Source organism: Azospirillum canadense, assembly GCF_025961225.1.
Classification (GTDB): Bacteria; Pseudomonadota; Alphaproteobacteria; order Azospirillales; family Azospirillaceae; genus Azospirillum; species Azospirillum canadense.
Genome location: NZ_JAOQNG010000001.1, coordinates 2,179,558 through 2,201,889, shown reverse-complemented (window position 1 = coordinate 2,201,889; position 22,332 = coordinate 2,179,558). Strand labels below are relative to the sequence as shown.

Sequence of the window (22,332 nt, the reverse complement as noted above, 5' to 3'; positions counted from 1 at the left end):
ATCCATGGCGCAGACCATCAAGCTGCCGCGGGCCGACCGCTCGCTGGAGACCTACACGCTGGCGCCCGCGCGGGGATTCCCCGCGCGCACCGACCGGCCGCTGAACCGCGTCGCCTATGCCGCCGCGCACATGGTGGCCGACCCGCTGGCCGACAACGACCCGTGGCTGACCCCGGCCATCGACTGGGACCGCACCATAGCCTTCCGCGAGCATCTGTGGGACCTGGGCTTCGGCGTTGCGGAGGCGATGGACACCGCCCAGCGCGGCATGGGGCTGGACTGGAATGCCTCGCTGGAGCTGATCCGGCGGTCGTTGTCGGCGGCGAAGGCGCGCGGTGGCGCCCTCATCGCCTGTGGCGCCGGCACCGACCATTTGGCGCCGGAGGATGCGCGCAGCGTCGACGACGTGATCCGCGCCTATGAGACGCAGGTCGCCGCTGTCGAGGATCTCGGCGGGCGGGTGATCCTGATGGCTTCCCGCGCGCTGGCCCGTGTGGCGAAGGGGCCGGAGGACTATGTCCGCGTCTACAGCCGCATCCTGTCCCAGGTGCGCAACCCGGTGATCATCCACTGGCTAGGCGACATGTTCGACCCGGCGCTGGCCGGCTATTGGGGAACCAACGACTTCGCTGTGGCGCTCGACACGGCGGTGGGGATCATCAACGACTTCGCGTCCAAGGTGGACGGTGTGAAGATCTCCCTTCTCGACAAGGAGAAGGAGATCGTCATGCGCCGCCGGCTGGACCCGAGCGTGCGCATGTACACCGGCGACGACTTCAACTACGCCGAGCTGATCGCCGGCGACGAGCAGAGCTACTCCCACGCCCTGCTCGGCATCTTCGACGCCATCGCCCCGGCGGCGGCGGCGGCGCTGGCCGAACTGGCGGCGGGGAACGAGGGTACCTTCCACGAGATCCTGGCGCCGACCGTCCCGCTGTCCCGCCACATCTTCAAGGCACCGACCCGCTTCTACAAGACGGGTGTCGTGTTCATGGCCTACCTGAACGGCCACCAGGACCACTTCACCATGATCGGCGGGCAGGAGAGCGCGCGCTCCACCCTGCATCTGGCGGACATCTTCCGTCTGGCGGACAAGGCCGGGCTGCTGACCGACCCGGAGCGGGCGGTGTGGCGGATGGCGGATGTCATGGCGGTCAGGGGCGTCGAGGCGGTGTGAGGGCGGTTCCCTCTCCCCGGTAGGGAGAGGGAACGGAGTTTCCGGAGATACAAGACCATGCGCGACTTTTCCGGCGATCATCGCTGGCTGTCGATCAACACCGCGACCGTGCGCAAGCAGGGCGACCTCGTTCAGATCGCGGAGGCCTGCGCGCGACAGGGGATCCGCGGCGTGTCACCCTGGCGCGACCAGGTGGCTGCGGTGGGGCTGGAGCGGGCGGTCAGGGCGGTGCGGGAGAACGACCTTGCCCTGTCCGGCTATTGCCGCGGCGGCATGTTCCCGGCCGGTCCGGACCAGCGGGATGACGCCCGCGACGACAACCGCCGCGCGGTGGACGAGGCGGTGGCGTTGGGCGCGCCCTGCCTCGTGCTGGTGGTCGGCGGGCTGCCGCAATTCTCCCGGCCGGGCTCGCCGGCGAGCAAGAATTTGGCGAACGCCCAGGCGCAGGTGGAGGACGGCATCGCGGAGCTGCTGGAGTACGCCCGCGGCGCCAACCTGCCGCTCGCCATCGAGCCGCTGCACCCGATGTACGCCGCCGACCGCGCCTGCGTGAACACGATGCGCCACGCGCTCGACATCTGCGAACGGCTGGACCCGGCGGGGAGCGGTGCGCTGGGCGTCGCGGTGGACGTCTACCACGTCTGGTGGGATCCGGAGTTGGAGGCGCAAATCCGCCGCGCAGGGCGGAACCGTCTGCTGGCCTTCCACGTTTGCGACTGGTTGGTGCCCACCACCGACCTGCTGCTCGACCGCGGCATGATGGGCGACGGTGTCATCGACATCCCGCAGATCCGTGGCTGGGTGGAAGAGTGCGGATTCAATGGCTTCTCCGAGGTCGAGATCTTCTCGAACCGCTGGTGGGGCTTGCCGATGGATGACGTTTTGGGCACTTGCATCGCGCGTCACCGGTCCGCGGTCTGACACGATGCCTAAAATGTAATCGTTTTTCAGAAATTGCGTAAAATACGTGCAGGTCGTATGGCGCTGCACAAGGCCTATGCGGATGCCGGTCGGGCGTGCCTGTTGGAATTGCACGGCTTTCGGACCATCGGCCGATCTGGCATCCCATTTGCGAATGAGTGCCCCGAGGCGCCTGAGGCGGGCGCCTGACCAACGAACGGGGGTACTCACAATGCTTCAGTCGGGGCTTAAGTCGGGACGTTCCTTTGTGGCGGCTGCGGGCCTCGCGCTCGGGCTCGCGGCGGGTTTCGCCGGGCCTGCGTCGGCCCAGGACACCATCAAGGTCGGTATCCTGCATTCCCTCTCCGGCACCATGGCGATCAGCGAGACGACCCTGAAGGACGTCATGCTGATGCTGATCGACGAGCAGAACAAGAAGGGCGGCGTTCTCGGCAAGAAGCTGGAGCCGGTCGTCGTCGATCCCGCCTCCAACTGGCCGCTGTTCGCCGAGAAGGCGCGCGAGCTGATCACCAAGGACAAGGTCGCAGCCGTGTTCGGCTGCTGGACCTCAGTCAGCCGCAAGTCGGTTCTGCCGGTGTTCGAGGAGCTGAACGGCCTGCTCTTCTACCCGGTGCAGTATGAGGGCGAGGAGTCCTCCCGCAACGTCTTCTACACCGGCGCCGCCCCGAACCAGCAGGCCATCCCGGCGGTGGACTACCTGATGGAGAAGGAAAGCGTGAAGCGCTGGGTGCTGGCCGGCACCGACTACGTCTATCCGCGCACGACCAACAAGATCCTCGAAGCCTACCTCAAGTCCAAGGGTGTGAAGGACGAGGACATCAAGATCAACTACACCCCGTTCGGCCATTCCGACTGGCAGAACATCGTCGCCGACATCAAGAAGTTCGGTTCCGCCGGCAAGAAGACCGCCGTCGTCTCCACCATCAACGGCGACGCCAACGTTCCCTTCTACAAGGAATTGGGCAACCAGGGCGTCAAGGCGCAGGACATTCCGGTCGTCGCCTTCTCGGTCGGTGAGGAAGAGCTGGCCGGCATCGACACCAAGCCGCTGGTCGGGCATCTGGCCGCCTGGAACTACTTCCAGTCCGTCGACACGCCGGAGAACGCCGACTTCATCAAGAAGTGGAAGGCCTTCACCAAGAACGACAAGCGCGTCACCAACGACCCGATGGAGGCGCACTACATCGGCTTCAACATGTGGGTGAAGGCGGTCGAGAAGGCCGGCACCACCGACAGCAGCGCCGTCATCGACAGCCTGATCGGCGTCGCCGTGCCGAACCTGACCGGCGGCTATTCGGCCATGCTGCCGAACCACCACATCACCAAGCCGGTCCTGATCGGCGAGGTGCAGGAGAACGGCCAGTTCGAGACCGTGTCCAAGACCCCGGGCCTGGTCCCCGGCGACGAGTGGTCCGACTATCTGGCGGACAGCAAAGACCTGATCTCCGACTGGCGCGCGCCGATGTCCTGCGGCAACTTCAACGTGAAGACCGGCAAGTGCGGCGGCAAGGGGTCGTGAGGACTCTGAGCAAGGTCTAGCTGCGATACCCCCACCCTAACCCTCCCCCGCTGGGCGGGGGAGGGGACAAGGGGCGCCTCATCTCCCTCCCCCGCCCAGCTCACGCGCAAGCGACGCTTGCGCTGACGCGGCAGGCGGACCTTTGGTCCGCCGAGAGCGGGGGAGGGTCGGGGTGGGGGCAATACCAGCACCACGAATTCTCCGACACATCACGAGAACCGCGATGCACCGCGCACTCTGCTGGCTGCTGGCCGCGTTTCTGGCGCTGGCCGCTCCCGCCGCTTTCGCCGCCGACCTGGAACCCCTGGTCCGCGGGCTCGGCGCGGGGAACTACGCCGACACCGAGAAGGCGCTGGCCAAGCTCGCCGAGACCGGCGACCCGGCCGCCGTGCCGGTGATCGAGGCGTTGCAGGCCGGCGACCTGTATGTCCGCAAGCCTGACGGCGCGGTGGTCGTCGCCAAGCGCTCCGGCAACGGCTACGCGCTGACCGACCCGGTCACCGGCGCCCCGATCGGCGAGGCGGACCGCAACGCGGTCGAAAAGATCAAGGTCAACAACGCGCTGCGCCGCACGATGAGCGCGGCGCTCGGCGCCCTCACGCTGATGAGCCCCAACGCCGGCGTGCGCTGGCAGGCGGCGGAGGCCGTGTTCAAGAGCCGCGACGCGAACGCGCTGGAAGCGCTGGACGCGGCGCTGGCCAAGGAGACGGACGAGGGCGTGAAGCGCGCCATGACCCAGGCCCGCGCCTCTGTGGTGCTGGGATCCTCCGCCCCGGACGGCGACAAGCTCGCCGCCGTCGAGGTGTTGAAGGACCGCGGCGACCAGGACGCGCTGGCCCTGCTGAACGGCGCCGCCGGCAACGGCAGCGAGGCCGTCAAGGCGGCGGCCGGGAAGGCCGTCGCGGCGGTGGAGAGCCGGCTGGCCCTGTGGGGCGCGGCGCAGAACCTGTGGTACGGGCTGTCGCTGGGGTCCGTTCTGCTGCTGGCGGCCATCGGGCTGGCCGTCACCTTCGGCGTCATGGGCGTCATCAACATGGCGCACGGCGAGATGGTGATGATCGGCGCCTACGCGACCTTCCTGGTGCAGGAGGGCTTCCGGGCCTGGGCGCCGGGCCTGTTCGATTTTTCCATCCTGGTGGCGCTTCCCGTCGCCTTCCTGGTGTCCGGCGCGGTCGGCGTCGTTATCGAGCGCAGCGTGATCCGCTGGCTCTACGGCCGCCCGCTGGAAACGCTGCTCGCCACCTGGGGCCTGTCGCTGGCGCTTCAGCAAGCGGTGCGCTCCCTCTTCGGGCCGACGAACCGGGAGGTGGGGGCGCCAAGCTGGATGTCCGGCGCCTTCCAGCTCGGCGGGCTGACGATCACCTACGGGCGGCTGTGGATCGTGGTGTTCGCCTTCCTGGTCTTCGGCGCGCTGCTGGTGGCGTTGCGCCGGACCTGGTTCGGGTTGAGCATCCGCGCGGTCACGCAGAACCGCAACATGGCTAGCGCCATGGGCATCCGCACCGCGCGGGTGGACGCGCTGACCTTCGGGCTCGGGTCCGGCATCGCCGGGCTGGCCGGCGTGGCGCTGAGCCAGATCGACAACGTCAGCCCAAACCTTGGCCAGGGCTACATCATCGACAGCTTCATGGTCGTGGTGTTCGGCGGCGTCGGCAACCTGTGGGGCACGCTGGTCGGTGCCCTCGCGCTCGGCTCGGTCAACAAGTTCCTGGAGCCCTACGCGGGCGCGGTGCTGGGCAAGATCCTGGTGCTGATCTTCATCATCCTGTTCATCCAGAGGCGTCCGCGCGGCCTGTTCGCGCTGAAGGGCCGGGCGGTGGAGGCCTGATCCGATGCTGACCCGTTTCCTTCTGCTGGGCCTGGACAAGAAGGCCGGCGTGCTGCTGGCGGTCCTGGCATTGCTGGCCGTCGCGGTGCCGGTGATGGCGCTGGGCACGGCCCCGGACTCCCCCTGGCACCTGTCCACCCACTCCGTGGCGCTGATGGGCAAGTACCTGTGCTTCGCGCTGCTGGCGCTGGCGCTGGACCTCGTGTGGGGCTACGTCGGCATCCTGTCGCTGGGGCACGCCGCCTTCTTCACGCTGGGCGGGTACGCCATGGGCATGTACCTGATGCGCCAGATCGGCCCGCGCGGAGTCTATGGCAACCCGATCCTGCCGGACTTCATGGTCTTCCTGAACTGGAAGGAACTGCCCTGGTACTGGCACGGCTTCGACCAGTTCTGGTTCGCCGCCGTCATGGTGATGCTGGTGCCGGGTGCGCTGGCCTTCGCTTTCGGCTGGTTCGCCTTCCGCTCCCGCGTCACGGGCGTGTATCTGTCGATCATCACGCAGGCGCTGACCTTCGCGCTGATGCTGGCCTTCTTCCGCAACGACATGGGCTTCGGCGGCAACAACGGCCTGACCGACTTCAAGGAAATCCTGGGCTTCGACATCCAGGCCCCGGCGACGCGCGTCGGGCTGTTCGTGGCGACGGTGGTCGCGCTGGCGATCGGCTATATCCTGGCCTCCAGCATCGTCGCCTCGAAATTGGGCAAGGTGCTGGTGGCGGTGCGCGACGCGGAGAGCCGCGTGCGCTTCCTGGGCTACGAGACGGAGCGGTACAAGCTGTTCGCCTGGACCCTGTCGGCCTGCATGGCCGGCGTGGCGGGCGCCCTCTATGTGCCGCAGGTCGGCATCATCAACCCGTCGGAATTCTCGCCCGCCAGCAGCATCGAGGCGGTGATCTGGGTCGCCGTCGGCGGCCGCGGCACGCTGGCCGGCGCCATCATCGGCGCGGTGCTGGTGAACTTCGGCAAGAGCTACTTCACCGCGGCCCTGCCGGAGCTGTGGCTGTTCGCGCTGGGCGGCCTGTTCGTGCTGGTCACGCTGTTCCTGCCCAAGGGCATCCTGGGCCTCGCCGCGCAGTTGCGCCAGCGCCTGCCGTCCCGTGGCGCGGTCGCCGCCAAGCCGGCCGGCCAAAAGGGGGTTTGACATGAGCGCCGAAGACACTCTGCTGTACCTCGACGGCGTGTCGGTCAGCTTCGACGGCTTCCGGGCGCTGAACAGCCTGTCGCTGCTGATCGAGCCCGGCGAGATGCGCGCCATCATCGGCCCGAACGGGGCCGGCAAGACGACCATGATGGACGTCATCACCGGCAAGACCCGGCCCGACACCGGCACCATCCTGTTCGAGGGCAAGACCGACCTGACCGCCATGCGCGAGGCGGGGATCGCCAACCTGGGTATCGGCCGCAAGTTCCAGCGCCCGACCGTGTTCGAGAACCACACGGTGTGGGACAACCTGGAACTGGCGCTGAAGGCTCCGCGCCGGCCGTTGAAGACGCTGACCTACGCCGTCGGGCGCGACGACCGCCTGCGGATCGAGGAAATCCTCGATATCACCCGCCTGTCGCCCAAGCGCGAGCGCCAAGCCGGCAGCCTGTCGCACGGCGAGAAACAGTGGCTGGAGATCGGCATGCTGCTGGCCCAGGACCCGAAGCTGCTTCTGGTCGACGAGCCGGTGGCCGGCATGACCGACGCGGAGACGGAGCAGACCGCCCGCCTGCTGAAGGACATCGCCGGCAAGCATTCGGTGATCGTGGTCGAACACGACATGGTCTTCGTCCGCGAACTGGGCGTGAAGGTGACGGTCCTGCACGAGGGCTCGGTGCTGGCCGAGGGCTCGCTGGACGCGGTGAGCGCGAACCAGCAGGTCATCGACGTCTATCTGGGGCGGTGAAAGGATTTTCACCACAGAGACACGGAGGCACAGAGAGACACAGAGTTTTTTTTCTCTGTGCCTCCGTGTCTCTGTGGTGAATCCCACCAAGACGAGAAGAGCTTTACGCAAGGGACATGGGCACATGCTCGACGTTCGTTCGGTCGATCTCCATTACGGTGCGGCGCAGGCGTTGCGCGGGGTGTCGTTGACGGCCGAGGTGGGGAAGGTCACCTGCCTGCTGGGCCGCAACGGGGTGGGCAAGTCCTCGCTGCTGCGCGCCATCGTCGGGCTGAAACCGGTGTCCGGCGGCGCCATCACCTGGGACGGCGGCGACATCACCAAGCTGGCGCCCTACGAGCGCGCCCGGCGCGGCATCGCCTACGTTCCGCAGGGGCGCGAGATCTTCCCGCTGCTGACCGTGCGGGAGAACCTGCTGACCGGCTACGCGCCGCTGAAGCGCGCCGACCGCTCCATCCCCGACGAGGTGTTCGAGCTGTTCCCGGTGCTGAAGTCCATGCTCGACCGGCGCGGCGGCGACCTGTCGGGCGGGCAGCAGCAGCAGCTGGCCATTGGGCGGGCGCTGGTGACGCGGCCGAAGCTGCTGGTGCTGGACGAGCCGACGGAGGGCATCCAGCCGTCCATCATCAAGGACATCGGGCGCGCCATCTCCTACCTGCGGGATAAGGGCGGCATGGCGATCCTGCTGGTCGAGCAGTATTTCGAGTTTGCCCGCGACCTCGCCGACGACTGGGCGGTGATGGAGCGCGGCGAGGTCATGCTGGCGGGCAGCCGTGACGGTTTGGTGGAGAGCGAGGTCCGGCGGTACCTGACCGTCTGACGCACCTCCACCCTTGTTATCCTCGCGGCGGCAGCGGCCCGGCTTGGCGAACCTGTGCTTCCCACGCGAAGCCGGGGCGCCGCCGCCGCGGGGATGGCCCCCAGTGGAGGCTGAAGTGATGGCTGATTTGTCTATTGTTGCCCTTGGCGATAGCCGACGATGCGCTACCATCGGGACAGTCTTTCTTTGCCAAGGCAGTTCCGAATGTCGCGTGCCCTTTCCGTCGAACCCGTCCTCGAACAGGTCGACCGCAGCTTCGAAGAGTCGGTCGGCCGCCTTTGCGACCTTCTGCGCATCCCCAGCGTCAGCACCAACCCGGCCCATAAGGGCGACGTGCGCCGCGCCGCGGACTGGCTGGCGCGCGAGCTGACGGCGCTGGGGTTCGAGGCCTCCGTGCGCGAGACGCCGGGCCACCCGATGGTCGTCGCCCACCACCAGGGCCCCGGTGACGGCAAGGACGTTCCGCACGTCCTCTATTACGGTCACTACGACGTGCAGCCGGCGGAGCCGCTGGAGCTGTGGAACAGCCCGCCCTTCGAGCCGGCCATCGTGGAGGCGGAGCATGGCCGCCGCATCGTCGCCCGCGGCGCGGTGGACGACAAAGGCCAGGTGATGACCTTCATCGAGGCCTTCCGTGCCTGGCACGCCGTGCACGGCACGCTGCCGATCCGCGCCACCGTCCTTTTGGAGGGCGAGGAGGAGACCGGCAGCCCCAACCTGCTGCCCTTCCTGAAGGCCAACGCGGAGGAGTTGAAGGCCGACGTCTGCGTCATCACCGACACCAACAGCTGGAACATCGAGACGCCGGCCATCACCACGCGCCTGCGCGGCCTGCTCTACGTCGAGGCGACGCTGCATGGGCCCAGCCACGACCTGCATTCGGGCATGTTCGGCGGCGCCGTGCTGAACCCGATCAACGCGCTGACCCGCATCCTGGGCCAGATCCACGACGACGAGGGGCGCGTCCGCTTCCCCGGCTTCTACGACGACGTGGCCGAGCCCACGGACGAGGAAAAGGCCATGTGGCGCGACCTGGGCTTCGACGAGACGGCCTTCCTGGCCGGTGTCGGGCTGAAGACGCCGGCCGGCGAGGCCGGGCGCAGCGCGCTGGAGCGGCTGTGGTCGCGCCCGACCTGCGACCTCAACGGCATCTGGGGCGGCTACACCGGCGAGGGCTCCAAGACGGTGATCGCGTCGAAGGCCTCGGCCAAGCTGTCCTGCCGCCTCGTGCCCAACCAGAACCCGCAGAAGATCCTGGCCGGCATCAAGGCCTTCCTGGAGGAACGCACGCCGGCCGATGGCCGCTGGGAGTTCAAGGTCTTCGGCCAGTCGCCGGGCGTTCAGGTGCCGACCGACAGCCCGTATCTGCGCGCCGCCATGGCGGGCCTGGGCGACGTCTACACCAACAAGCCGGCGCTGGTCGGCAGTGGCGGGTCGATCCCGGTCGGCGGCTACATCCGGCAGGCGCTGGGCTTCGATTCCATCTTCGTCGGCTTCGGGCTGGAGGACGACCGCATCCACTCCCCGAACGAGAAGTTCGAGGTGAAGTGCCTGCACAACGGCATCCGGTCGCATGCGGCCATGCTGGCGCGGTTCGCGGGCGTCTGATCCCGGCGAAAGCCGGGGTTCATCGATTGTCTTTCTTTGGCCGGAGTCGCGCAGTGGGCGTGGCTCCGGCCGTTGCTTCAATGCCATCGTCCGATTTTGCGCGCACCGGTTCCCAGGCCGCCGGTCGTCGTTAAACGCCGTCGGTGTGACTGCGCAACAGTCGTGCTGTGGTGCACTAATGAAATTGCTTCGCAAGTTAAAGATGCCGGAGACATTGCGGCAAAATGCCGCGATTTTTAGACATGTTTAATACATATTACAGTATGCTGTGAATGTTGGGGGAGTAGCCATAAAGAGAAAATGGGGATGCGGCGCCTTGCTCCAGCGGAAATCATTCGATTGTGATGGGGTGTTCGATGAAGGCGTTGTTGAACATGACGGTGACGGCAAAGGCCAATTTTGCCTTCACTGTCATTTTGATGTGCGCGGCAGGGCTTGGTGCGTTCTCGGTGAACCGCCTTTCGGCGGTGAACGATGCGGCGGCGGAAGTTCGGGACAATTGGCTGCCGAGCGTCGGGCTCCTTGCCCAGATGACGGACTCCTTTGTGAATTACCGGGTGCTTGAAGGCGCCCACGTCACGGCAAGCTCCAAGGAGGAGATGGCCGTGGAAGAGAAAACCATGGCCGAAACCATCGCGCGGTTCGACGAGCAGCTGAAAGGCTACGCCACGCTTCTCACCCCTGGCTACGAGAAGGAGGTTTTCCGCAAGTTCGCAAAGAACTGGGAGGACTACCGCCGGATCAGCACGCAGACGCTGCTCCCCCTGTCCCGTGAAAACCGGACGGAAGACGCGGGCAAGCTGTACCGCACCGACGCGCGCAAGGTGTTCCGCGAGGCCGAGGTCGGACTTCGCGACCTGGTCGACTTCAACACCAAGCAGGGGAAGCAGGCTGCCAACCGTGGAGAGGCCATCTACGGCTCCAGCAAGCTGATGGTCGCCGGCATCATCGGCGTGGTGCTGCTGATCTGTCTGTTGGCGGCGTGGATGATCGTCGGCACCGTGTCCAAGCCGATCGGCCGGCTGACCGGCATCATGAATCGCTTGGCCGGGCGAGACCTCGCCGCAGCGGTGGAGGGCACCGAGCGCAAGGACGAGCTGGGCGCCATGGCGCGGGCCGTCCAGGTGTTCAAGGAAGGGCTGATCGAAGCCGACCGCCTCGCCGCTGAGCAGACAGCCGAGCAGGAGGCGAAGCAGCGGCGCGCGTCCACGATCGACGGGCTGATCCAGCGCTTCGAGGAGGCCACCGCCGGGTCGCTGCGCACGGTCGCGTCGGCTGCGTCGGAACTCGACGCGACGGCACGGTCGATGGAAGCCATGGCCCAGCAGGCGAACGGGCAGGCGATGGTCGTCGCCTCCGCGGCGGAGCAGACCAGCGTCAATGTTCAGACCGTCGCCTCCGCCACCGACGAGATGGTCAGCTCGATCCGCGAAATCGGGACCCAGGTCGCGCGCTCCTCGCAGATTGCGGGGCAGGCCGTCGCGCAGGCGACACAGACGCACGACACCGTCCGCGGGCTGGCCGAGGCCGCGCAGAAGATCGGCGACGTGGTCGGCCTGATCACCAACATCGCCTCGCAGACCAACCTGCTGGCGTTGAACGCGACCATCGAGGCGGCGCGCGCCGGCGAGGCCGGCAAGGGCTTCGCCGTCGTGGCGGGCGAGGTGAAGCATCTGGCCAACCAGACCGCCCGGGCCACCGAAGACATCGCCATCCAGATCGCCGCCATCCAGAGCGCCACCGACGGCGCCGTGCAGGCGATCGGGGCGATCGGCAGCACCATCGTTCAGGTCAACGACATCGCCACCGGCATCGCCTCGGCCATCGAGGAACAGGGGGCGGCGACCAACGAGATTTCCCGCAACGTCCAGCAGGCCGCCGCGGGAACCCAGGAGGTGTCGACCAGCATCGCCCAGGTGACGATCGCCGCCAGCGAAACCGGATCCTCCGCCGGTCAGGTGAAGGGCGCGGCCGGGGAACTGGCCCACCAGTCGGAGGCGCTGCGCCGCGACGTGGAACAGTTCCTCGCCAGCATCAAGGCGGCGTAAGGAAGAACGGACGGGCGCCGGGCCGCGGGGTCACCGCGGCTTCAGCGCCTCGACCACCTGCATGTGGCCCTGCAGGGCGCCCAGCGTGAGGGCGGAATTACCGGCGGTGTCCATGCGGAAGGGGTTGGCGCCGCGCTCCACCAGCAGCTTGGCGACACGGTCGTGGCCGTTGTTGGCGGCGTACATCAGCGCCGACCAGCCGTGGCTCGCCACGCGGTCCACGGCGACGCCGCGGTCGAGCAGGGCGCGCACCACGCCCATGTGGCCGCGGGCCGACGCCGCCATCAGCGCGGTCTTGCCGTCGTCGTTGGTGGCGTCCAGCTCCGCCCCGGCGGCGGCCAGCGCCTGCACGACGGCCTCGTGCCCGCCCCAGGCGGCGTACATCACCGCGGTGGCGCCGTCGGCCGTGCGCAGTTCCGTGCGGGCGCGGTGGTCGACCAGGACCTTCACCGCGTCGGTCAGCCCCTGTTCGGAGGCCAGCATCAGCAGGGTCTTGCCGTTGTCCACGCGCTTGTTCGCGTCGGCGCCGCCGTCCAGCAGGCGCTTCAGGTCGTCCGGCCGGCGCAGCAGGGCCAGGGCGGAGTCGCGGTTGTCCAGGCCGGGCGGCTGGTTGGCGACCGTGGTGGCCGTGGCAGTGCCAGCGCCCGCCGTCGCGGCCGCCGGAGCGGCGGGAGTGGCCGGGCTGACGCGGCGCTCGCTGGCGGCCTTGATGCGCTCGCGCAGGTCACCGTTGCTCGGCGCTACGATCAGCGCGCGCTCGTAGAAGCGCTTGGCCTCGTCAAAGTCGTTGTCGCGCTCAGCCATGGAGGCCCAGCGGCGATAGGTTTCTTCCATCGTCCCCAGAAGCTCGGCGATTTCCGGCGTGGTGGGGGCGACCTCGCGCAGACGCGACACGGTCTCGTAGGCGTTGTCGCCCGGCGGGGTGGTCAGCCGCTTGGCGATGATCTGCCGGCGAGCCTGGTCGACAAGGCCGCGCACGCGCTGGCTCAACCCCGCGTCGCCGTCGGTCGGCAGGGGAGCGGCCGGTGCCGGCGCGGCACCCTGGGTGGCGGCGGCGGACGGCCCCTCGTCCACCAGCGGCGGCAGGGTCGCGGACCCCGATGTCGGCCCTTCGCCCTGGTCGGCGCGCGGCTTCGCCGGCGGAGGCTCCGCCGACAGCGGGTCGGCACCGGGCGCGGGCAGCACCCGCGGCGCCGTGATGGTCGGGGCCAGCGGCGGCAGCTCCGGCTTGGCGACTTGGGGAGGAGCGCTCTGGGACGGGGCAATAGCCGCGGGGTCGAGCGCCGCGACCTGGGAACCGGCGCCGTTGGCCGCGCCGGGCGGCACGGCGGCGGATGGCGTGTCGGAACGGACCGGCGGCGCGCCCTTGGCCGGAACCGCCCGGCTGTCCGGCACGGCCAGCGCGGGGTTCTGCAAGCGGGCGAGCGCGACGGCGTCGGGATCGCGGGCGCCGTCACGGTTGGCGGTCGCCGTGCTGGTGTCGGACAGTGGGTTGCCGACATGCTCGGTGACGAAGGCGCGCAGGTCCGTCCAACCCTGCCGGGCGTAATCGAGGGCCTTTTCCGGCGTGGCGCCGGGCACCGCCAGCGTGACCGCGGCGCCGGCGGCGCCCAGCAGGATCAGCGTGGTGATCGCAGCACCGGCCAGCGCGGCGTGACGCCGCCGGGGCGGGGCCACCGGCATGTCGGAGGCGAGGGGAGAGCCGGCCTCCGGGATGGTCCAGCCGTCCGGCGCGTCCCAGTCGTTCGCCGGCCAATCATTTGCACGGGGGTCGTTTGCACGGGGGTCGTTTGCACGGGGGTCGTTTGCGCGCGGATCTGCGGCACGCTCGGGGATCATGCGTTCGGGCGCCGGCGCGGGGGCGCGCAGCTCGCGGCGGGCCGGTTCGCGCGGCGGCTCCTGCGGGGCCTGTTGGGCGGGAGGTTGCGGCGGCGGGCCGATCGGCCGCATGGCGGCGGGAGCCCCCGGGCCCGTTCCCATGGGCTGGGCCGACGGCGTGACCGACGGGCCGGCGCCCGGGGTCATACGATAGATAACGCCAAGCTCGCGCACGGCCTCGGCGAGGCCGGGGCGGGCCAGCGACCGTTCCATCTCCGGCGTGCCGCACAGCAGGACCTGGAGGAAGCGCCCGCCGGCCGTCTCCGACCGAGTCAGGTCGATCAGGTCGCCCAGCACCGGCGGCGTCAGGACGCCGGCGTTCTCCACCGCCAGCAGCCCGGCCCCGGCGAGGTCCAGCCGCTCCTCCAGCTCTTCGATCAGCGTGTCGAAATCGCGCTCGCCGTTGTCCGACGGCAGCACCGCGTCGCCGGCGGAGCCGACGAGGTCTTCCACCTCCGCGCCCGGGCTGGCCGACACCGGAAGCACCAAGGCACCGTCGGACGCGACCTGCTCCACCAATTGCCTGAACACCGCGGCACGGCCGGAACCGGCGTCTCCCACCAGCAGCAGAAGGCGCTTTCTTGCCAGCAGCGCGAGCAGAAGGCCGTCGAAGACCTCCATCTGGTCGGGCCGCAGGCGCCCGGCCTGCGACGGAGTGGAGGATGGCGTGGCTTTCGGAGCGGTTCGGTCCATGGGGGCGCGCGCAATCCATAATGAATGAAACATGTATCCTGACTCTAGTGACGCGCCCGCGTCCTGCGACGGTGCAAAGGGGCGGTGCCGTCCCCTCTTTTGGAGAGGGTGGGGCGGCGACGGGGCTGGTCGGGTGCTGGCGGGGCGGTATAGGGTTGCCTCCTTTTCCACCAGAGCCGATCCCATCATGGACGCTGAATCCGGGACCCCTGCGCGCATCGGTGTCGATCTCGGCGGGACGAAGATCTCGGCCACGTTGCTGGACGCGGAAGGGCGGGAACTGGCGCGGTACCGCGCCGACACGCCCCGCGCCTATGAGGCCACGCTCGCCGCGCTGGCGCAGGCGGTCGGAGCGCTGGAAGGCCAAGCGGGGATGGTGGGGGCCACCGTCGGCATCGGCTTGCCGGGGATCGTGGACGGTGCCGCGGGGACGGTGCGGGCGGTGAACCTGCCCTGGCTGGAAGGGCGGCCCTTTGCGGAGGACGCGGCGCGGGCGTTCGGCCGGCCGGTGCGGATCGCCAACGACGCCAACACCTTCGTCCTGTCGGAGGCGGTGGACGGCGCCGCGGCCGGCGCCTCCGTGGTGTTCGGCATCATCCTGGGCACGGGGGTGGGCGGCGGCATCGTGGTCGACCGGCGCATCCTGCCCGGCGCCAACGCGCTGGCCGGCGAATGGGGGCACACGCCGCTGCCCTGGCGCCGCCCGGAGGATGGCCCGCCGGAGCCCTGCGGCTGCGGGCGGAGCGGCTGCGTGGAGACGCTGCTGTCCGGCTCCGGCCTCGCCCGGCTGCACGCGCGGCGGACCGGGGAGGCGGTCGAGCCGCCGGAGATCGCGGAGCGCGGGGCGGCCGGCGATGCGGCGGCCCTGGGGACGCTCCGTCACCACGCGGACGCGCTGGCCCGCGCGCTGGCCGCGGTGATCAACCTGCTCGACCCCGACGCGATCGTCGTGGGCGGTGGCCTGTCGGGCCTGCCCGGCCTTTACGAGAGCGTGCCCGCCCTGTGGGGGCGCTGGGCGCTAAGCCCAGCGCCGCGCACCCGCTTCGTCCGGGCGCGGCACGGAGCGGACAGCGGCGTGCGCGGCGCGGCGTGGCTGTGGCCCCCGTCTTCATAGACGCTTTCATAATCGAAACAAAATTGCGGATGTTTGGCGCGACTCTTGCTCCGTTTGGGGCAAACAAAAGGGAGCTGCCCCATGTTTCGCAGAAAAGCTGGTTCTCGTATCGCCGCCAACCCGACTCTGCTGCAATTTGCAAACCGAAATGCATATCAGAGTATGGCAGGTGCGGCGCCTGTGCGTGTTGCAAACGGGGCTGCGACCATGCGGCACCTGGAGCAAGCCTGCGCCCGCCTGCAGGACGCGGCGGAAGAGTTGGAATCGGTGATTGCGGCGATGCCGACCGCCGACGGACAGGCCGACCTGCACGAGGCCATCGGGTCCATCATGGAAACTTTGCGGCTGGTCGCCTCGGCCCATGCGAGCCTCGACCGTCCGGAGTGCGACGCCGCCGTTCTGCCGACCTGAGCGGGACGGAATGCCGGAACAGAAAAAAGGGCGGCTTCCTGCGGAGCCGCCCTTTTTCATTCATTGATGCCTGCGCACACCCGGTCGAGGGTGAGTCCGGCGCCCGATCACTCGGAAATGGTCTGCCAGAAGAAGAACACGACGGCGGCGACCATCAGGGCGATGTCCATGGGAGTCTCCTCGATCCAGGTTTGACGTCTCTATACGACAGATTCGCGCGGGCGTGCAGGGTTTCTGTGCCGGTTCCGCTTCAGGGCACGGCCATCGCGCCGGCGATCCAGGTCGCCCGCACCGCCAGATCCGCGTCCAGATGCACGAGATCGGCAGCAAGACCCGGACGGATGCGGCCCCGTGTCGCAGCCATGCCCATGAAGTCGGCGGGGTAGGCGGCGGCCATGCGCAGCGCCTCGTCCAACGGGATGCCCACGCGCCGCACCGCGTTGCGCACGGCCGTCGCCATGTCCAGCGCCGAGCCGGCCAGCGTGCCGTCCGCGGTGACGCAACGTCCGTCCGCCACCTGGATGGCTTCGCCGTAGAGTTGGAATCCCTGGCCCGGCGGCGCCCCCACCGGCGGCATGGCGTCGGTGACCAGGAACAGGCGGCCCTGAGCCTTCGTGTTCGCCTTGGCCTTCCAGGCCAGCCGGACGGAGGCGTCGTGGACGTGGTGGCCGTCGACGATGATGCCGCACCAGACCGCGTCCTCCTCCAACGCCGCGCCGACCAGGCCGGGTTCGCGGGACCCCAGCTGGCTCATGGCGTTGAACAGGTGGGTGACGCCGGTGATGCCGGCCTCGACGCCCGCCTTGGCCTGCGCGCAGCTCGCCGCGCTGTGCCCGGCGGCGACGCGGACTCCGGCCCCGGCCAGCGCGCGGATGGTGGCGTGCGGCACCATCTCCGGTGCCAGCGTGACCAGGGCGGGAAGGCCGGCCAGCGACTCCAGCAGCGCGCGGTCGGCGTCGTCCGGCGCGCGGATGAAGCGGGCGTCGTGCACGCCGCGGCGCTCCACCGCGATGTGCGGTCCTTCCAGATGGATGCCCAGCACCCCTGGCACTCCCGCGTCCAGGGCGGCGCGGACCGCGGCGACGGCCTCGGCGCGCTTGGCCGCATCGTCGGTGATGAAGGTCGGCAGCAGGCCGGTGGTGCCGAAGCGGCGGTGGGCCTCCGCGATTCGCCGCAGGGTCGCGACGTCGGGCGTGTCGTTGAACAGCGCCCCACCGCCGCCGTTGACCTGAAGGTCGATGAAGCCGGGCGCCAGCAGCCCGCCGCCCAGATCCTGCACCTCGGTCCCGGCGGGAAGCGCGTCGCGCTCCACGATTCCGGCGATGAGCGGCCCGTCGATCAGCAGGGCGGCGTCCTCCCGCACGGCGTCGCCGGTGTGGATCGTGGCGTTGATCAATGCTTTCAAGGGCTTGTTCCCGCTGTCGCGCTTAGCAGCGACAGGAAAGCGCCTTGCCTGCGCCGGCGCAAGCGCCGGATTCACGCCCATATCCACAAATACCCTGCGGATACTCCGTTGGAATTGATGGAGTATGCCGTTTGATAGGGATTGCCAGAGGGGATGGGTTTCTGGCAGAAAAAAGGCCGCTGCACGCAGCGGCCTGAGTTTAGGGAGGAAACGCCCAAGAAGGGCGAAGCAGCAATCGCTTGCTGCACTGCAAAATTAACAAGTTCTTACATGGGTGCAAACCCCAAGCGCCGGCCCCCTCGTGGGGCCGAAGCTTTTTCCGGAGAGGGTGTTGCGCGGCTGCCACATGGCACCACTGCGCCGAAGCCGGAATTGCACCCGGACCCAGGGCCTTTTCCCGCCGTTGTTCGTCACCACGTGGGTGATGTGAAGGGAGAAGGCACCTTGACCCAACCGACCACCGACGATTCCCCCGACGGAACGGCGAAGCCTTCGGCGCTGGCCCAGTTCGACGCGTTCGCCGCGGCGCTGGACGGCCGGCAGCCGGCGGTGTTCCTGGATTACGACGGCACCCTGACCCCGATCGTGGAGCGTCCCGACCTAGCATTGCTCGGCGAGGAGGTGCGGGCCACCATCCGCCGGCTCGCCAGCCTGTGCCCGGTCGCGGTGGTGAGCGGGCGCGACCTGGACGACGTCGCCCGCCATGTGGGGCTGGAGGAGCTGGTCTATGCCGGCAGCCACGGCTTCGACATCCGCGGCCCCGGCCTGCGCACCCAGATCGGGGTGGAGTATCTGGCCGACCTGGACAGCGCCGAGGCCGCGTTGAAGGACGGGCTGTCCGACGTCGAGGGCGTGCTGGTCGAGCGCAAGCGATTCGCCATCGCCGTGCACACCCGCCGGGTCGCCCCGCCGGACAAGTCCGCCGTCGCCGAGTCGGTGCGCACGGCCGCCGCCGCCCATCCGCAGCTGCGTGTGACCGGCGGCAAGGAAATCCACGAACTGCGGCCAAACGTCCCCTGGGACAAGGGGCGGGCGGTGCTGGCCCTGCTCGACACGCTGGGCTTGGCGGGGGAGGGGACCGTACCGCTCTACCTCGGCGACGACGAGACGGACGAGGACGCCTTCCGCTCGCTGGCCGAACGCGGGCACGGCATCGGCATCCGCGTCATGGACCCGCCGGGTGCCACCGCCGCGGACTGGAGCCTGAAGGACCCGGCGGAGGCCGCCGCCTTCCTGGAGCGGTTGACGGACTGGCTCGCCGACTCCTGACCGTCATTGGTGGGAAATTCATCGACCCTTCATGGGTTCCGGCTTAGTCTCGGCGATTGAGCCAGAGGAGTTTCCCGCCATGGGCATCAGCGCGATCGGTGTACCGTCCTTGCCGAACCTGCCGGAGCCGCAGGCCTCCGCCCTGGCCGGCTTGCAAGGCGCGCAGGCCCGCGCCGAAGACGCCGGAGCGCAGCTGACCGCCGGCAACATCGACCCGGCGGTGGTCGTCAGCCTCAGCAGCGCGCAGGTGGATTTCGCCGCCAACGTGAAGGTCATGCAGGCCGCCGACGACAACACCAAGCGGGTGTTGGACATTTTGGCGTGAGCCGTCACACCGCCAGATAGGCGCGGCGGGCGTCCTCGTCGTCCAGCAGGGTCCGCATGGGGCCGTCGAAGCGGATGCGGCCCTTCTCGATGACGCAGGCGCGGTCGGCGACGGCGCCGGCGAAGGACAGGTTCTGTTCCGACAGCAGGATCGACAGGCCTTCCGCCTTCAGGGTGCGGACAGCTTCGGCCATCTGCTGGACGATGCGCGGGGCCAGCCCCTCCGACGGCTCGTCCAGCAGCACCAGCGACGGGTTGCCCATCAGCGTGCGCGCCAGCGTCAGCATCTGCTGTTCGCCGCCGCTCATCCGGCCGCCGCGCCGGCCGCGCATCTCCGCGAGGTTGGGGAAAAGGGCGTAGAGCCGCTCCGGCGTCCAGGCCGGCGCGCCGGGGCGCGGTGGCTGGCGGCCGACCTCCAGATTTTCCTCGACGGTCAGGTCGGTGAAGACGCGCCGGTCCTCCGGCACGTAGCCGAGGCCGTGCCGGGCGATCCGGTGCGGGGGCAGGGCGGAGACGTCGCGCCCGTCGAAGGTGACGGAACCCGCGCGGGCGTCGAGCAGGCCCATGACCGCCTTCATGGTCGTCGTCTTGCCGGCGCCGTTGCGGCCCATCAGGGCCACCACCTCGCCCCGGTCGACCTGGAGGTCGACGCCCATCAGGATGTGCGCGCGGCCGTACCAGGCCTGGAGGTTCCGGACCGTCAGAAGCGGGGCGGCGGTCATGCGGGGCTCCCCAGATAAACGGCCTGCACGCGCGGGTCGGCGCGCACGGCGTCCGGCGGCCCCTCCGCGATCAGCTGGCCGCGGTCGAGCACGATGATGCGCGTGGCGTGGCCGAAGACGACGTCCATGTCGTGCTCCGTGAACAGCACGGCGAGCCCGCGTTCCCGCACAAGAGAGGATGTCAGCGCCATCAGGTCCTGCCGCTCGCCCGGCGCCATGCCGGCGGTGGGCTCGTCCATCAGCAGGATTTTCGGGTCGCCGGCCAGCGCCATCGCCAGCTCCACCCGCTTTAGGTCGCCGTAGGCCAGCACGCCGCACGGCCGGTCGGCCTGCGCGGCCATGCCGACGCGGTCCAGCAAGGCCAGGGCCTCGTCGCGGAAGGCCCCGGCGGCGGGCGTCCACAGGCCAAGCAGGCGGTGGGCGCGCGACAGGAAAACCATCTGCACGTTCTCCGCCACTGTCATGGAGGCGAAGGTGGCGGTGATCTGGAAGGTGCGCCCGACGCCCAGGCGCCAAATCCGGCGTGGCGGCAGCCCGACCAGATCCACCCCGTCCAGCCGCACGGTGCCGGCGTCGGGGCGGAGTTGCCCGTTCAGCAGGTTGAAACAGGTGCTTTTGCCGGCCCCGTTCGGGCCGATCAGCGCCAGCACCTCCCCGGCGGCGAGCGCGAAGGACACGCCGCGCACCGCCTTCACCCCGCCGAAGGCGCGTTGCAGGTTCTCGACCACAAGAAGGCTCAACGGTCCACCCTCCGGAGCCAAAGGTCGCGGGCGAATCCGGCGATGCCTTTCGGAAAGACCAGCACCAGCAGGACGATGACCAGCCCGAGGCCGAGGCGCCACCAGTCGGTCAGGCTCATGGCTTGGGTCTCCAGCAGGTGGAAGACGGCGGCGCCCACCACCGGGCCGCTCAGCGTCTGGATGCCGCCCATCAGCACCATCACCAGCGCGTCCACCGACACCGGGACGGCCATCAGGGTGGGGAAGACGCTGCCCTTGGAAAAGGCGTAGAGCCCGCCGGCCAGCCCGGCCGAGGCCCCGGCGAGCGCGAAGGCCAGCCACTGGTGCCGGCGCACGTCAATGCCCACCGCCTCCGCCCGCAGCGCCGAGTCGCGCCCGGCGCGCAGCGTGTAGCCGAAGGGGGCGAAGGCGGCCCGGCGCAGCAGCAGCAGGGTGCCGCCGGCGAGAGCCAGGGTCAGCCAGTAATAGGCCGCCTTGCCCGACGCCCAACCCGGCGGCCAGACGCCGAGGATGCCGTTGTCGCCGCCAGTCACCCCGTACCACTGGAAGACCACCGACCAAGCGATCTGCGCGAAGGCCAAGGTCAGCATGGCGAAATACAGCCCCGACCGCCGCACGCAGAACCAGCCGGCGAGCAGCGCCCCGGCGCCGGCCAGCAGCGGGGCGGCGGCCAGCGCCAGCGGCATCGGCGCGGCCAGATGCTTGACCGCCAGCGCGGCCCCGTAGGCGCCCAGCCCGAAGTACGCCGCGTGTCCGAAGGACACCAGCCCGCCGAGCCCGATCAGCAGGTGCAGGCTGGCCGCCACCAGCGCCAGGATGATCACCTCCGTCAGAACGATCAGCGTGTAGTCGCCAGCGACCAGCGGCACCAGCGCCAGCGCAGCCAAAAGCAGGGCGGGCGCCCAGCGGCCGAGCCCCGATGCGAGGACCAGCGGCGGCCCCGTGCTGGCGGCAGTCGGCGGCGCGTCCTCCGCCCGGCCGAGCAGGCCGTAGGGGCGGAGCACCAGCACCACGGCCATGAACAGGAACACCAGCACCAGCGTGATCTGCGGGAAGATCAGGATGCCGAAGGCCTGCAATTGCCCGATCAGTAGGGAGGCGACGAAGGCGCCGGTCAGGCTGCCCATGCCGCCGACCACCACAACCACGAAGGCCTCCACCACGATGGCCATGTCCATGTGCAGGGTCACCGCCTCCCGCGGGACCTGGAGCGCGCCGCCGAGTCCGGCCAGCGCGGATCCCAGGAACAGCACGCCGGTGAACAGCCGGGCCGGATCGACGCCGAGTGCCGAGGCCATCTCGCGGTCCTGGGTCGCGGCGCGCACCAGCGTGCCCCAGCGCGTGCGGTTGAACAGCAGCCACAGCAGGCCGAGCACGACCGGGCCGAGCCCGATCAGCACGAGATCGTAGAGCGGGAAGGGCTGGTCAAGGATGTCGACGGAGCCCTTCAGACCGGGCGCGCGGCGGCCGAGCAGATCCTCCGCCCCCCAGGCGGCGGACGCCACGTCCTGCACGATCAGCACGACGCCGAAGGTGGCGAGCAGCTGGAACAGCTCCGGCGAGCGGTAGAGCCGGCGCAGCAGCCCGACCTCCATCAGCGCGCCGAGCAGCCCCACCGCGAGGGAGGCGAGCGCGACGCCGCCCCAGAAGCCCATCGGGGTGGTGCCCCAGCGCTCGATCAGGCTCCAGCCGATGTAGGCGCCGAGCATGTAGAAGGAACCGTGCGCGAAATTCACGATCCGCGTCACGCCGAACACGATGGTCAGCCCCGACGACACCAGGAACAGCGTCGCCGCCGTCGCAAGGCCGCTCAGGAACTGGACGAGGTAGAAGGACATGTCAGGGCCGCGCCATGGTTGGGGGCGTGCTCGCACCGGGCCTCCCTCCCGACCTCCCCCCACTTCGCAGGGGGAGGGGTTGAGCGTGGGAGTGGCGGAGTTCCCTCCCTCGCCGAAGGTGGGGG

At 69.4% G+C, this 22,332-nt stretch carries 18 protein-coding genes; 13 read left to right on the top strand and 5 right to left on the bottom strand.

All coding sequences use genetic code 11. The features are described from left to right. The first annotated feature begins 4 nt into the window (after positions 1-4). The 9 genes from M2351_RS10485 to M2351_RS10445 all read left to right on the top strand — a co-directional run bounded on the left by M2351_RS10485 (position 5) and on the right by M2351_RS10445 (position 11,813). On the top strand, positions 5-1,177 hold the full coding sequence (locus tag M2351_RS10485) for a dihydrodipicolinate synthase family protein (RefSeq protein WP_264656019.1): 1,173 nt from the start codon (positions 5-7) through the stop codon (positions 1,175-1,177). A gap of 57 nt (positions 1,178-1,234) precedes the next feature. Beyond that, positions 1,235-2,098 carry a sugar phosphate isomerase/epimerase family protein gene (locus tag M2351_RS10480; protein ID WP_264656018.1) on the top strand — a complete coding sequence of 288 codons (864 nt, stop codon included), beginning with the start codon at positions 1,235-1,237 and terminating at the stop codon, positions 2,096-2,098. A gap of 211 nt (positions 2,099-2,309) precedes the next feature. Then, positions 2,310-3,617, top strand: a complete 1,308-nt coding sequence (gene urtA, locus M2351_RS10475; protein ID WP_264656017.1) for an urea ABC transporter substrate-binding protein — start codon at positions 2,310-2,312, stop codon at positions 3,615-3,617. A 223-nt stretch (positions 3,618-3,840) separates the two neighbouring features. Next, a complete protein-coding gene (urtB, locus tag M2351_RS10470) occupies positions 3,841-5,445 on the top strand; it encodes an urea ABC transporter permease subunit UrtB (protein ID WP_264656016.1) in 1,605 nt (534 codons plus the stop codon). A 4-nt stretch (positions 5,446-5,449) separates the two neighbouring features. Continuing rightward, on the top strand, positions 5,450-6,589 hold the full coding sequence (gene urtC, locus M2351_RS10465) for an urea ABC transporter permease subunit UrtC (RefSeq protein ID WP_264656015.1): 1,140 nt from the start codon (positions 5,450-5,452) through the stop codon (positions 6,587-6,589). Between the two features lies 1 nt (position 6,590). Continuing rightward, positions 6,591-7,337: an urea ABC transporter ATP-binding protein UrtD gene (gene urtD / locus M2351_RS10460; protein ID WP_264656014.1), complete on the top strand. Its 747-nt coding sequence runs from the start codon at positions 6,591-6,593 to the stop codon at positions 7,335-7,337. Between the two features lie 124 nt (positions 7,338-7,461). Continuing rightward, on the top strand, positions 7,462-8,157 hold the full coding sequence (gene urtE / locus M2351_RS10455; RefSeq protein WP_209769101.1) for an urea ABC transporter ATP-binding subunit UrtE: 696 nt from the start codon (positions 7,462-7,464) through the stop codon (positions 8,155-8,157). A gap of 204 nt (positions 8,158-8,361) precedes the next feature. Next, positions 8,362-9,765 carry a dipeptidase gene (locus M2351_RS10450; RefSeq protein WP_264656013.1) on the top strand — a complete coding sequence of 468 codons (1,404 nt, stop codon included), beginning with the start codon at positions 8,362-8,364 and terminating at the stop codon, positions 9,763-9,765. A gap of 344 nt (positions 9,766-10,109) precedes the next feature. After that, entirely contained in the window at positions 10,110-11,813 is a 1,704-nt protein-coding gene (locus M2351_RS10445; protein ID WP_319801877.1) for a methyl-accepting chemotaxis protein, read from the top strand. A gap of 30 nt (positions 11,814-11,843) precedes the next feature. Here M2351_RS10445 and M2351_RS10440 read toward each other — a convergent pair whose 3' ends face one another. After that, positions 11,844-14,384: an ankyrin repeat domain-containing protein gene (locus tag M2351_RS10440; RefSeq protein WP_264656011.1), complete on the bottom strand. Its 2,541-nt coding sequence runs from the start codon at positions 14,382-14,384 to the stop codon at positions 11,844-11,846. A gap of 187 nt (positions 14,385-14,571) precedes the next feature. Between M2351_RS10440 and M2351_RS10435 the strand changes: the two genes are divergently transcribed. Both M2351_RS10435 and M2351_RS10430 read left to right on the top strand, forming a co-directional pair. Next, on the top strand, positions 14,572-15,498 hold the full coding sequence (locus M2351_RS10435) for an ROK family protein (protein WP_264656010.1): 927 nt from the start codon (positions 14,572-14,574) through the stop codon (positions 15,496-15,498). 207 nt (positions 15,499-15,705) lie between these two features. Beyond that, positions 15,706-15,909 carry a hypothetical protein gene (locus M2351_RS10430; RefSeq protein ID WP_264656009.1) on the top strand — a complete coding sequence of 68 codons (204 nt, stop codon included), beginning with the start codon at positions 15,706-15,708 and terminating at the stop codon, positions 15,907-15,909. Positions 15,910-16,159: 250 nt separating this feature from the next. Here the strand turns inward: M2351_RS10430 and nagA are convergent, their stop codons facing one another. Further along, the gene (nagA, locus tag M2351_RS10425) at positions 16,160-17,314 is read right to left on the bottom strand and encodes an N-acetylglucosamine-6-phosphate deacetylase (protein WP_264656008.1); all 1,155 of its coding nucleotides are present in this window, start codon (positions 17,312-17,314) and stop codon (positions 16,160-16,162) included. 444 nt (positions 17,315-17,758) lie between these two features. Between nagA and otsB the strand changes: the two genes are divergently transcribed. Further along, the gene (gene otsB, locus M2351_RS10420; protein ID WP_264656007.1) at positions 17,759-18,583 is read left to right on the top strand and encodes a trehalose-phosphatase; all 825 of its coding nucleotides are present in this window, start codon (positions 17,759-17,761) and stop codon (positions 18,581-18,583) included. A 79-nt stretch (positions 18,584-18,662) separates the two neighbouring features. After that, a complete protein-coding gene (locus tag M2351_RS10415; RefSeq protein ID WP_264656006.1) occupies positions 18,663-18,908 on the top strand; it encodes a hypothetical protein in 246 nt (81 codons plus the stop codon). A 4-nt stretch (positions 18,909-18,912) separates the two neighbouring features. Here the strand turns inward: M2351_RS10415 and M2351_RS10410 are convergent, their stop codons facing one another. Genes M2351_RS10410 through M2351_RS10400 form a run of 3 tightly spaced genes read right to left on the bottom strand, consistent with a single transcriptional unit; the run spans position 18,913 to position 22,207 of the window. After that, the gene (locus M2351_RS10410) at positions 18,913-19,629 is read right to left on the bottom strand and encodes an ABC transporter ATP-binding protein (protein ID WP_264656005.1); all 717 of its coding nucleotides are present in this window, start codon (positions 19,627-19,629) and stop codon (positions 18,913-18,915) included. Next, entirely contained in the window at positions 19,626-20,369 is a 744-nt protein-coding gene (locus M2351_RS10405) for an ABC transporter ATP-binding protein (RefSeq protein ID WP_264656004.1), read from the bottom strand. Before M2351_RS10405 ends, M2351_RS10410 begins: the two co-directional genes overlap by 4 nt. Continuing rightward, on the bottom strand, positions 20,366-22,207 hold the full coding sequence (locus M2351_RS10400) for an ABC transporter permease (protein ID WP_264656003.1): 1,842 nt from the start codon (positions 22,205-22,207) through the stop codon (positions 20,366-20,368). The genes M2351_RS10405 and M2351_RS10400 overlap by 4 nt, the downstream gene beginning before the upstream one ends. Positions 22,208-22,332: the final 125 nt, after the last annotated feature.